At 67.8% G+C, this 11,687-nt stretch carries 12 protein-coding genes; 6 read left to right on the top strand and 6 right to left on the bottom strand.

Annotated elements, in window-relative coordinates:
- Nucleotides 1-101 precede the first annotated feature (101 nt).
- From KVP70_RS20595 to KVP70_RS20585, 3 genes are all read left to right on the top strand, one after another.
- Nucleotides 102-569: an Lrp/AsnC family transcriptional regulator gene (locus KVP70_RS20595; RefSeq protein ID WP_020706417.1), complete on the top strand. Its 468-nt coding sequence runs from the start codon at nucleotides 102-104 to the stop codon at nucleotides 567-569.
- A gap of 94 nt (nucleotides 570-663) precedes the next feature.
- Nucleotides 664-1,503 carry a universal stress protein gene (locus KVP70_RS20590; RefSeq protein WP_217944039.1) on the top strand — a complete coding sequence of 280 codons (840 nt, stop codon included), beginning with the start codon at nucleotides 664-666 and terminating at the stop codon, nucleotides 1,501-1,503.
- Between the two features lie 32 nt (nucleotides 1,504-1,535).
- On the top strand, nucleotides 1,536-1,934 hold the full coding sequence (locus KVP70_RS20585) for a TraR/DksA family transcriptional regulator (protein WP_217944038.1): 399 nt from the start codon (nucleotides 1,536-1,538) through the stop codon (nucleotides 1,932-1,934).
- Between the two features lie 5 nt (nucleotides 1,935-1,939).
- Here the strand turns inward: KVP70_RS20585 and fnr are convergent, their stop codons facing one another.
- The 5 genes from fnr to KVP70_RS20560 form a co-directional block, all read right to left on the bottom strand.
- Nucleotides 1,940-2,740, bottom strand: a complete 801-nt coding sequence (gene fnr, locus KVP70_RS20580) for a fumarate/nitrate reduction transcriptional regulator Fnr (RefSeq protein WP_255575848.1) — start codon at nucleotides 2,738-2,740, stop codon at nucleotides 1,940-1,942.
- 154 nt (nucleotides 2,741-2,894) lie between these two features.
- Entirely contained in the window at nucleotides 2,895-3,533 is a 639-nt protein-coding gene (locus tag KVP70_RS20575; protein WP_026335377.1) for a response regulator, read from the bottom strand.
- On the bottom strand, nucleotides 3,523-4,995 hold the full coding sequence (locus tag KVP70_RS20570) for a hybrid sensor histidine kinase/response regulator (protein ID WP_217944037.1): 1,473 nt from the start codon (nucleotides 4,993-4,995) through the stop codon (nucleotides 3,523-3,525). Before KVP70_RS20570 ends, KVP70_RS20575 begins: the two co-directional genes overlap by 11 nt.
- Nucleotides 4,992-5,405 carry a response regulator gene (locus KVP70_RS20565; RefSeq protein WP_217944036.1) on the bottom strand — a complete coding sequence of 138 codons (414 nt, stop codon included), beginning with the start codon at nucleotides 5,403-5,405 and terminating at the stop codon, nucleotides 4,992-4,994. The genes KVP70_RS20570 and KVP70_RS20565 overlap by 4 nt, the downstream gene beginning before the upstream one ends.
- Nucleotides 5,402-6,937: a sensor histidine kinase gene (locus KVP70_RS20560; protein WP_229224966.1), complete on the bottom strand. Its 1,536-nt coding sequence runs from the start codon at nucleotides 6,935-6,937 to the stop codon at nucleotides 5,402-5,404. Before KVP70_RS20560 ends, KVP70_RS20565 begins: the two co-directional genes overlap by 4 nt.
- A 171-nt stretch (nucleotides 6,938-7,108) precedes the next feature.
- Between KVP70_RS20560 and KVP70_RS20555 the strand changes: the two genes are divergently transcribed.
- From KVP70_RS20555 to KVP70_RS20545, 3 genes are read left to right on the top strand one after another with little or no spacing between them, the layout of a single operon-like run.
- Entirely contained in the window at nucleotides 7,109-7,504 is a 396-nt protein-coding gene (locus KVP70_RS20555) for a TraR/DksA family transcriptional regulator (RefSeq protein WP_217944035.1), read from the top strand.
- A complete protein-coding gene (mgtA, locus tag KVP70_RS20550; RefSeq protein WP_217944034.1) occupies nucleotides 7,501-10,071 on the top strand; it encodes a magnesium-translocating P-type ATPase in 2,571 nt (856 codons plus the stop codon). Before KVP70_RS20555 ends, mgtA begins: the two co-directional genes overlap by 4 nt.
- 12 nt (nucleotides 10,072-10,083) lie before the next feature.
- Entirely contained in the window at nucleotides 10,084-11,148 is a 1,065-nt protein-coding gene (locus KVP70_RS20545) for an MgtC/SapB family protein (RefSeq protein WP_217944033.1), read from the top strand.
- Nucleotides 11,149-11,161: 13 nt separating this feature from the next.
- On the opposite strand, the gene KVP70_RS20540 is transcribed toward KVP70_RS20545, so the two are convergent.
- Nucleotides 11,162-11,599: a universal stress protein gene (locus KVP70_RS20540; RefSeq protein WP_217944032.1), complete on the bottom strand. Its 438-nt coding sequence runs from the start codon at nucleotides 11,597-11,599 to the stop codon at nucleotides 11,162-11,164.
- Between the last annotated feature and the right edge of the window lie 88 nt (nucleotides 11,600-11,687).

Here is an 11,687-nt window from a genome sequence, read left to right as displayed (position 1 = left end):
TTTGATGAGAAAGGATATGTCCCCATGGGCGAAAAATTATTTCTATCTCGTCGCTCCAGAGCGCTAAAATGGCGAAAATCTTTCCCAAAACGAGCAAAATGATGAAAAACTTGTCTATCGATCCCGCCTCGGTGAAAATCCTCGCCGAGTTGCAGAAAAACGGCAGGATCTCGTCCAACGAGCTGGCGGAGAAGATCGGCATGTCGGCCAGCCCGTGCTGGCGCCGGCAAAAGGAGTTGGAGGACAACGGCTACATCGTCCGCTACACCGCGCTGGTGGACCGGCGCAAGCTGGGCTTGTCGGTGGTGTGCCTGCTGCACATTTCGCTGCTGCGGCATGCGGAAGGGGTGGTCGAGCAGTTCGAGGCGGCGATGCGCCTGCGGCCGGAGGTGGTGGAATGCTACGAGACCACGGGCAGTTCGGACTACATGGTCAAGGTGATCGTGGCCGACATGGACGCCTACCACGACTTCTTGCACAATGTGCTGGTCAAGCTGAATGGTGTATCGCAGGTCAACACCAGCGTGGCGCTGCGCGAAGTGAAGTACGAGACGGCGCTGCCGTTGTAGGCTGACTGGCCCGCGCTTGATCTGAATCAATCAATTTTCACATTGATCTCTCTAGGATGGCTGCATATGCCGTAGCACCCATCACGGAGGCAGCATGTCTTACAAAACAATACTCGTGCACGCCGACGGTTCGCCGCAGGCGGCGCAACGCATCCGGCTGGCGGCCCAGCTGGCACTGGCGCATGACGCCCATCTGGTCGGCGCCGCCATGACCGGCTTATCGCGCCACGCCCTGCCGGACGGCTCGATCGCGCCGCTGGGCGCCCCCTTTCCCTTCGACCAGCGCCTGCTGCACAGCCGCGCCGACGCGGCGCTGACCCAGTTCGCCGACTGCGCCAGCCGCATGGGCTTGCATTCCTTTGAAGCCCGCCTGGTGGACGACGCGGTGGACGACGGCCTGATTCTGCAAAGCCCCTATGCCGACCTGCTGGTGCTGGGCCAGGGCGACCCGCAGGGCCTGCCGGACGAATTGCTGAACCGGCTGCCGCGGGATGTGCTGTTCCAGAGCGCCCGCGCGCTGCTCATCGTTCCCCACAACGGCCAGTTCGACCAGGTCGGGCAACAGGTGCTGGTGGGCTGGGACGGCAGCGTGGCGGCCATCCGCGCCTTGAGCGCCGCGCTGCCGGCGTTGCGCCGCGCCGCCCGCGTCACGCTGGTGCCCAGCCCGTCACCGGACGGCCACGGACGCCAGGCCGACCTGCCGGGCGCCGAGCTGGCCCGCAATCTGGCGCGGCACGGCATCCACGTCACCCTGGCCAGGCTGGACGGCGGCCGCCACGCCGGCGCGGCGCTGCTGGAGCTGGCGTCCGACGTCAACGCCGACCTGCTGGTGATGGGTGGCTACGGCCACTGGCGCCTGCGCGAATGGATGCTGGGCGGCGCCACCCGTGGCGTCCTGCACGACATGACGCTGCCGGTCCTGATGGCGCACTGATCCGATACCCCCCACCTGAACTGGAGCACACCATGAGTCACCTTACCCCCACCATCCTGCTGTTATTGGGCGACCGCCTGCAACAGCGGCGCGAAGAACTGGCGCTCCAGCTGCGGCACCGCCTGCACCAGAACTACGAGCAACAGGAACTGGCGCTGTTCAACAACTACGCGATCGGCGCCGACGAGGCCGAAGCGTGCCAGCTGAGCGACACCGACATCGCGCTGCTCAACCACGAACTGGCGGAATTGCGTACTGTGGATGGCGCGCTGGCCCGCCTGCGCGAGGGCCGCTACGGCCGGTGCGCGCAGTGCGGGGAAGCGATAGGAGAAGCACGGCTGCAGGCGCAGCCCGACGCCGTGATGTGCCGCGACTGCCAGGCCGAGGCCGAACAGCACGGCGGCGCCCGGCCGCAGGTCGCGGCCGGCTGATCGGACTAGGCGTGGGCGGCCTGCATGAAGATCTGGGCGCGGGCCGGCGCGGCGGCGGCCAGCACGATGCCGGTGGCCAGTTCCTCCATCTTGGCGTGGTCGAGGATGCGCAGTTCGCGCTTGTCGACCGCGATCCAGCCGCTGGCGCGGAAGCGCGACAGCAGGCGGCTGATGCTTTCGATGGTCAGGCCCAGGTAATCGCCGATGTCCTCGCGCGACATACGCAGCTGGAAGCTGGAAGGCGAGTAGCCGCGCGCCGCATAGCGGGTCGACAGGTTCAACAGGAAGGTGGCGAAACGCTGTTCGGCGCGCATATTACCGAGGAACAGCATGGCGTTTTGCTCGCGCATGATTTCCTGGCTCATGATGCGGTGGAAGTGGCGCAGCAGCTGCGGCACTTCGGCAAACAGTTCCTGCAGGCGGGCGAAGGGAATCTCGCACACTTCGCTGTCTTCCAGCGCCACCACGCCGCAAGCGTGCTGGCCGTTGCCGATGGCGTCCATGCCCAGCAGTTCGCCCGCCATCTGGAAGCCGGTGATCTGCTGCTGGCCGCTGTGGTTGACGCGCGAGGTCTTGAAGTGGCCGAAGCGCACCGCGTACAGGCTGTGGAAAGGCTGTTCCATGCGGCACAGGTTTTCGTCGCGCTCAACGCGGCGGCGGCGGCCGATGATCTTGTCGAGCCGGCCGATCTCGCTGTCGGTGAGCCCCTGCGGCAGGCACAGGTTCTTGAAGCCGCACATCCCGCATTTGCTCTGCCCTGCACCCGCTGCGTCGTTGGATGTGGCCAGTCGTATAGTCGTCGTCATGCCGATGCTCCCTGTTGTGCTAGCCGCCGCATGGTGGCGACGGCTTTGGTATGGGATCAGTATCGACGATGGCGGAGCTGCCGCACATCGGGCTACACGGCTCTGTCGCGTAGGGGGCGGCCGACAAAAACCTGTAGGGGAAGCCCTACAAAACCTAGATCAGCCCGTGTTCCAGGGCGTAGCGGGTCAGTTCCGCATTGCTATCGAGTCCCATTTTTTCCAGGATGCGGGAACGGTAGGTGGTCACGGTGTTGGGGCTCAGGTGCAGCGTTTCACCGATGCGCACCAGCGATTCGCCGGCCGCGATCAGCTTGAGCACCTCCAGTTCGCGGTTGGACAGGGCGTCGTGGCCGGCGTTGCCGCCGCCGCCGATCAGGCTGGCCAGCTTCTCCAGCAGGGCCGGGCTGACGTGCTTGCCGCCCGAAGCGGCCTTGCGCACCGCCGCCACCAGGGTGCTGGTCGGGGCGTCCTTGATCAGGTAGCCGGCCGCGCCCAGCTTGAGCGCGCGCACCGCGTAGATGTCTTCCGAATAGGTGCTCAGCATCAGCACGGCCAGCTTGGGCCGCTCGCTGCGCAGCTGCTTGAGCAGCTCCAGGCCGTTCTTGCCGGGCATGGTGATGTCGAGCAGCGCCACGTCAAACTCCTGGGCCATGACCAGTTGCAGCGCCTCCTGCGCGTTGCAGGCCTCGCCGTCGACGCGGATGTCGTCGGCCGAACTCAGCATCAAACGCACGCCGTTGCGCGCGATCGCGTGGTCGTCGACCAGCAATACACGGATGGGATTAGTACTCATGTTGATCGTCCAATGGCAGGCGCAGCTGTAGGGTGGTGCCCTGGCCGGGCCGGCCGGTAATTTTCAGTTCGCCGTCGAAATGACGGCAGCGTTCATGCATGCCGAGGATGCCCCAGCTCTCGCGGTTGAGCAGGCGCTCGGCTTCGATGCCTTGGCCGTCGTCGCTGATGCGCAGCTCCAGCACGCCGTCGGCGTAGTCGACCTGCAGCGCGGCGTTGCTGGCGCCGGCATGCCGCACCACATTGGTCAGCGCTTCCTGGGCGATGCGGAACAGCATGGTGCTGCGGCCGGCGTCGAGTTCCAGCTCGGCGGCGGCGGCGGCCACCGTGCACTGGCAATGCAGGCCCGAGCGGCGCTCCACCTGTTCGGCGTACCACTCCAGCGCGGCCCACACGCCCAACTGGTCGAGCACGCTGGGCCGCAGGTCGGTGATCACGCGCCGCACCGTATCGATCGCGTCCTGGGCCAGCCCGGCCGCCTCGGCCAGCAAGGGTTCGGCCGGCGCGGCGGCGGCCGCGGCGCGCTCGATGCTGACCGCGATATACGCCTTGATGCCGGTCAGCAGCCCGCCCAGCTCGTCGTGGATTTCCTGGGCGATGCGCTTGCGCTCGTTTTCCTTGATCTGCTCCTGGTGCGCCGACAGGCTGCGCAGCGCCTGCTGCGAGGCCAGCAAGGCTTGCTCGCCCAGCTTGATCTGGGTGATGTCGATCATGATGCCCTGCATGAACAGCGGCTGGCCCTGTTCGTCGCGCACCAGCTCGGCCTGGTCACGCAGCCACACCGCCCGGCCATCGCGCGCGTGCAGCCGGTAGTCCAAGTGCAGCGGGCTGCCGTCGCGGCGGCTCTGTTGCAGTGCCGCCAGCGTCGCTGCGCGTTGCGCCGGGTCCATCAGGCGGCCGTGCAGCGCCGGGTCGGCCAGCCATTCGGCCGGACTGTAGCCCAGCAGGCCGATCTGCGGACTGATGTAACGCAGCGCGCCGCTGCCGCCCAGCTCGGCGATGTAGCTGATCGCCTGCATCTGCTCGACCAGGGTGCGGAACTGCGCCTCGACCTGGCGTTTGTCGTCGAGCAGCTGCTGCTCGCGCAGCATGCGGTGGATCGCGCCCGGCAGCAGTTCCAGGTAGTAGCCGTCGACGTCCTTGACCAGGTAGTCGCGCGCGCCGAGCCGCATCGCCTCGGCCGCCACGGCGGCGCTGTCGGCGCCGGTCAGCATCATCACCGGCGTGCCCGGCGCGGCGTCCTGGTTCAGGTGGGCCAGGAACTCCAGCCCGGTCAGGTCGGGCAAATGGTAGTCGAGCAGGATGCAGTCGGGACGCTGGCTGCGCGCCAGTTCCAGGCCCAGCTCGCCGCTATCGGCCTCCAGCAGATCGAAGCCGGCGTCGGCGGCGGCGAACGCGCGCCGGCAGGCCATACGGTCGACCGCGTCGTCCTCCACGATCAGCACGCGCAGCGAGGTACTCACGGCATCTCGCTGATGGTCCAGTACAGGTCGATCGAGCGCATCATCTCGACGAAGCGGCGGTAGTCGACCGGCTTGGCCATGTAGCCGGCCACGCCCAGGTCGAAGCTGCGCACCTTGTCCTGCTGTTCCTCGGAGGTGGTCAGCACCACCACCGGAATGCGGCGCAGCGACGCGTCGTGCTTGATCTGCTGCAGGAACTCGATGCCGTTCATGATCGGCATGTTCAGGTCCAGCAGGATGATGCAGGGCCGCTCCTGCGTCGGATCGCGCAGGTATTCCAGTCCCGCCTCGCCATGCTCCATGCTGACCACCGCGTTGCCGACATGGATTTCCTTCAGCGCGCGCTTGATGGTCATGATGTCGACGTGGTCGTCCTCGACCAGCAGGATGGGTTTGTTAATGACTTTCATGCAGGGTTTCCTGTTCTGGATAAGTGGGCGCCGGACTTGGGCAGCGTGAACCAGAAGGTGCAGCCCTGCCCCATCTGCGATTCAAGCCAGATCCGTCCCTGGTACATTTCAACGATTTTCTTGGCCAGCGCCAGGCCGACGCCGGTGCTCTCGACCCGGTCGCGCGAGGCCAGCGTCTGGAACAGCTGGAAGATGCGCTCGAAATGGCGGGTCTCGATGCCGGGGCCGTTGTCGCGCACGCTGAAGCGCCAATGGCTGCCGTCGTCCTCGCAGCCGATCTCGATCACGCCGTCCGGCTTGTCCATGTACTTGATGGCGTTGGAGATCAGGTTGTGGAACACTTGCTGGATGCGGGTCGGCTCGATCTGCACCGTCGGCAGCGCCGGCGCCACCGTGATGCGGAAGCGCGGCGGCGGCGCCAGCAGGTCCACCACGTCCACCAGCAGCTGGTTCAGGTCGACCGCCGACTGCGCCTCGCGCACCCGGCCCACGCGCGAGTATTGCAGGATGCCGTCGATCAGGCTGCTCATCCGGTGCACCCGGTTGATCAGCAGCCGCATGTGCTCCTTGCCCTCGTCGTTGAACTGCTCGGCGTAGTCGGTGGCCAGCCAGTCGGCCAGCGAGCCGATGCCGCGCAGCGGCGCCTTCAGGTCGTGCGACACCACGTAGGCGAAGTTGGTCAATTCCTCGTTGGCGCTGCTGATCTCCTGCATCAGGCGGCGGTTGTGCTGCTCGGCCCGCTTGCGCTCGGAAATGTCGCGCACCATGCCGGTGAACATGCGGCGCGCGCCCAGCTGCATCTCCACCACCGACAGTTCCATCGGGAACACGCTGCCGTCCTTGCGCAAGCCTTCCACCTCGCGACCCTTGCCGATGATGCGCTTCTCGCCGGTGTCGCGGTAGTGCGCCAGGTAGCCGTCGTGCAGCTGGCGGTGCGGCTGCGGCATCAGCATCGAGACGTTGCGGCCGGCCACCTCCGCCTCGGCGTAGCCGAACAGCCGTTCGGCGGCCGGGTTGAGCCGCTCCAGCACGCCCTGCTCGTCGATGGTGATGATGGCGTCGACGGCGGTCTCGAAGATGGCGCGCATGCGCGCCTCGCTTTCCTGCAGCGCCTGCTGGGCCAGCTTGCGCTCGGTGACGTCGCGCACCGTGGCCAGCACCAGCGCCAAGCCCTGCGAGGTGCGCAGCGGCGACAGGCTGACCTCGACGCCGAACTCGCGGCCGTCGCGGTGGCGTCCGAACAGCTCGGCGCCCACGCCCATCGCGCGCGCGCGCGGCTGGCCGAAGTAGTCGTCCCGCTGGCCGACGTGGGCGCCGTGGAAGCGGGCCGGCACCAGCGCCTCCAGCGCCAGCCCCAGCATCTCGCCGGCGCCGTAGCCGAACAGGCGCTCCAGGGCCGGATTGGCCAGCAGGATGTGGCCGCCCTGGTCGACGATCAGCATGGCGTCGGTGGCCGACGCCAGCAACCACTCCAGGCTCAAGCCCTCAATCCCGAGATTTTTCAACAGCGCGTCCTGTAAAACGATGCCCATCCGGCATCCAGACCCAAATCATACGATTGAATGCCCCGGAACACAAAAAAAAATGCCAGATCGGCAATCGGTGCCGCCGTGGCCGGCGCCACCCGTTAGTATTCTTGGGCATTTTGATCTGGATCAACGGCCGCTACAGACGGCGCCGGGGTGTGGCCGTACAGTGATGCCATGAATCCGTCCCTCCCCCCCGAACTGGAATGGCTGGCCACGCGCCTGCAGCGCCAGCGCACCGAACTGGCAGCGCAGCTGCAACGGCGCCTGGCGCCGGCGCCGCCGCCGCTGGCGTCAAACATTCTCGACGGCAAGGCCACGCTGGATGACCCGGCCGTGCTGCGGCAGTTGCCCGGCTGCGACCTGGCGCGGCTGGCCGAGGAGCTGGCCGCCCTGCGCAGCCTCGATGCCGCTTGCGCGCGCCTGGCGGACGGCAGCTTCGGCCGCTGCCTGAGCTGCGGCGCGCCGATCGCGCCGGAGCGCCTGCGGGTCCAGCCCACCGCCCAGAACTGCCTGCCCTGCCAGGAAGCGCACGAGCAGCGCCTCCATCGCGGCAAGCGCCTGACGCCGTGAGCGCCACCGGGCAAGCCGCCCTCCAGGCCTACGCCGCGGCCGAGGCCGACGCCGTCCTGGCCATGCTGGCCAGCCGCAGCGGCGGCTTGACGGCGCAGGAAGCGGAGGTCCGCCTGCGGCAGCACGGCCCGAACGCGGTCGCCCACCAGGCCCGCGGCAACGCCGCGCTGCGCTTCCTGAAGCTGCTGGCCAGTCCGCTGTCGCTGCTGTTGCTGGCCCTGGCGCTGGTCAATTTCCTCACCGGCCAGGCCTGGGGCGCGGTGGTGATCGCGGTCATGGTGGTGCTGTCCTCGTTGCTGGCCTTTGTCCAGGAGCACCGCTCCGACCTGGCGGCCGAGCGCCTGCGCAGCATGGTCGCCACCACCGCCAGCGTGCTGCGCGACGGCGCGCCGGCCGAGGTGGCGCTGGCCGCGCTGGTGCCGGGCGACATCGTCCAGCTGTCGGCCGGCGCGCTGGTCCCGGCCGACTTGCGCATCCTGTCCAGCCGCGACCTGTTCCTCAGCCAGTCGGCGCTGACCGGCGAGGCGCTGCCGGTCGAAAAGCACGGCCAGGCGCTGGCGGCGTCCGGCCTGCCCGCGCTGGAGCTGGGCAATCTGGCCTACATGGGCTGCACCGTGATCAGCGGCAGCGCCAGCGCGCTGGTGCTGGCCACCGGCCGCCACACCTGCTTCGGCCAGATCGCCGCCGACCTGGCCGGCGCGCGCGAGCTGACCAGCTTTGACCGCGGCGTCAACCAGTTCGTCTGGCTGATGGTGCGGGCGATGCTGGTGATGATGCCGCTGGTGTTCGTGCTCAACGGCGTCAGCAAGGGCGACTGGCTGGAGGCGCTGCTGTTCGCGGTGGCGGTGGCGGTTGGGCTGGCGCCGGAAATGCTGCCGATGATCGTCACCATCAACCTGGCCAAGGGCGCGCTGGCCATGTCCGGCAAGCAGGTGATCGTCAAGCGCCTGAACGCGATCCAGAACTTCGGCGCGATGGACGTGCTGTGCACCGACAAGACCGGCACGCTGACCCAGGACCGCGTGATCCTGGAGCGCCATGTCGACATTGAAGGCCACGACTCGGCCAAGGTCACCGAGTACGCCTACCTGAACAGCTACTACCAGACCGGCCTGAAAAACCTGCTGGACGTGGCCGTGCTCAATTATGTCGACGTGCACGAGCATCTGGACGCCGACCACGCTTTCCGCAAGATCGACGAGCTGCCGTTCGACTTCCAGCGGCGCCGCATGTCGGTGGTGGTCGAACGGCGCGACGGCAGCCGCGTGCTGATCTGCAAGGGCGCGGTGGAGGAAGTGCTGGGCGTGTGCGACCGCGCCGAGACCGGCGCCGGCGTGATCGCGCTGCAGGACCACCACGGCGCCGCGCTGGGCCGGGTGGTGGAGGACCTGAACCAGGACGGCTTCCGGGTGATCGCCGTGGCCTGCCGCGAACTGACGGCCGGCGAACAGGCGCTCGACAACACGGCCGAGGCCGACCTGCTACTGCTCGGCTACATCGCCTTCCTCGACCCGCCCAAGGACAGCGCGGCCGAGGCCATCCGCGCGCTGAACGACTACGGCGTCGCGGTCAAGGTGCTGACCGGCGACAACGAGACGGTCACCCGCAGCGTCTGCCGCCACGTCGGCCTGCCGGTGCAACAGGTGATGCTGGGCAGCGAGATCGACGCGCTCGACGACGCCGCGCTGGCGCTGCGCGCCGAAGGCGTGTCGGTGTTCGCCAAGATGGCGCCGCAGCAGAAGGCGCGCGTGATCCGGGCGCTGCAAAGCCGCGGCCACGTGATCGGCTACCTGGGCGACGGCATCAACGACGGCGCCGCGCTGAAGGCGGCCGACGTCGGCGTCTCGGTCGACAGCGCGGTCGACATCGCCAAGGAATCGGCCGACATCATCCTGCTGCAAAAAAGCCTGATGGCGCTCAAGGACGGCGTGATCGAAGGGCGCAAGGTGTTCGGCAACATCAGCAAATACCTGCGCATGAGCGCCAGCTCCAATTTCGGCAACATGCTCAGCGTGCTGGGGGCCAGCGTGCTGCTGCCCTTCCTGCCGATGGCGCCGGTGCAGATCCTGCTCAACAACCTGCTGTACGACGTCTCGCAGACCGCGCTCGCCAGCGACCATGTGGACGCCGCCTACCTGCGCCAGCCGCGCCGCTGGGACATCGGCAATATCTGGCGCAGCATGTTGTACCTCGGCCCGCTCAGTTCCCTGTTCGACTACCTGACCTTCGGCGCGCTGTGGTATCTGTTCGACGCCGCCCGCCAGCCGGCGCTGTTCCAGTCCGGCTGGTTCCTGGAATCGCTGCTGACGCAGACGCTGGTGGTGCACGTGCTGCGCACCGGCAAGATCCCCTTCGTGCAGAGCAAGCCCAGCACGCCGCTGCTGGCCACCACGCTGGCGGTCTGCGCGCTGGGCGTGTGGCTGCCGCTGTCGGGCGCCGGCGGCGCGCTGGGTTTCGTGGCGCCGCCCGCCGGCTACTGGCTGGCGCTGCCCGCCATCGTCGCCGCCTACCTGGTGTCGGCCCAGCTGCTCAAGCGGTCGCTGGCGCGCCGCCATGGCCAGCTGTAGCGGGGAGCGGCCATGAGTCTCAGCGCCCACGTGATCGGACTGGCCGCCGCCCTCGGCAGCGGCACGCTGATCGGCATCGAGCGCGAGCGGCGCAAGGGCGGCGGCAGCGGCCATGCGCTGGCCGGCGTGCACAGCTTCGCGCTGGTGGCGCTGTCGGGCGCGCTGGCCCAGCTCATCGACTTCAGGCTGAGCCTGATGGCGGCGCTGCTGGTGGCATCGTTCTGCGTCATCAGCTACTACCGCGCCAGCGCCGATGAAGCCGGCATGGTCACCGAACTGGCGCTGTTCCTCAGTTTTCTGCTGGGCGTGAACGCGGTCGACTATCCGGCCCTGTCGGCCGGCCTGGCGGTGCTGGTGGCCACCATGCTGAACCTGCGCGCGCCGCTGCACCACTTCATCCGCGTCACGCTCAAGCGCGGCGAATTGCGCGACGGCCTGATCCTGGCCGGCGCCGCGCTGGTGATCTGGCCGCTGTTGCCGGACGCCGCCAACGGCTGGCTGCTGGGCGTCAACCCGCGCCGCTTGTGGGGCCTGGCGGTGCTGCTGATGACCTTGCAGGCCGGCGCCCATATCGCCTTGCGCCTGGCTGGCCCGCGCATGGGGCTGGCCCTGATGGGGCTGGCCTCGGGCTTCGTCTCCAGCGTCGCCGCCACCGCCGCCATGGGGCAGCGCTACCGGCGCGAACCGGCGCTGCTGGGCGCGTGCGCGGTCGGCGCGCTGCTGTCGAACGTGGCCACCTATTTGCTGCTGGTGGTCGTCACGCTGACCATCGCGCCGGGCCAGCTGCTGCAGCTCGCGCCCACCCTCTCCTGCGCGCTGCTGGCCACGGTGCTGGTGTCGGCCGCGCTGATGCGCACCGTGGCCAAACCGGCCGCGCCGGCCGTGCGCGGCGGCCGCGTGTTCAGCATCCGGCAGGCGCTGCTGTTCGCCGTGATCCTGAGCGGCGCGACCGCGTTGATGGCCTACGCCAATGCCTATCTGGGCACGGCGGCGGCCACGCTGGGCGCTTTGCTGGTGGGATTGGTGGATGTGCACGCGGCGACCAGTTCCATCCTGTCGCTGCTGGCCTACCTGTGAAACGGGCGCGCGGTCAGCGGAACACCAGCACCGGGATCTGGCTGTGGGTCAGCACCTTCTGCGTTTCACTGCCAAGCAACATGCCCTTGACGCCACGGCGGCCGTGCGAGGCCATGCAGATCAGGTCGCAACCCTGCTCGCGCGCGGACTGGATGATGGCCTCATACGGCTGCTCGTGGTGCAGCGCCAGGGTCTTGCACGGCACTCCGAGCTCGCGCGCGCATTGTTCGATTTCCGCCAGATAGCGCTGGGCATGGGCGATGCTGTCTTGCCGGAACTGTTCGCGCGTGGCCTCCAGCATCTCGACCTGGTAGGTCAGCACATGGAATTCCGGGATCACGTGCACCGCAGTGATGCTCGCCCCGCATTCCTTGGCGAACTGGATGCAGGGCCGCAGGATGGCGGTGGAAATGGCCGAGCCATCGGTCGGCATTAAAAAATGTTTGAACATGATATTTTCCTGTGCGGGTCAAACAAGCCGGTGCATTGATTGGTGGCGCGCCGGCGACCGCGCCTTGGTTCCCGAACCACTGTAGCAA

This window comes from Duganella violaceipulchra (assembly GCF_019166075.1).
GTDB lineage: Bacteria > Pseudomonadota > Gammaproteobacteria > Burkholderiales > Burkholderiaceae_D > Rugamonas > Rugamonas violaceipulchra.
The sequence above is the reverse complement of the archived record's forward strand: the minus strand, read 5'-3'. Positions and strand labels throughout refer to the sequence as shown.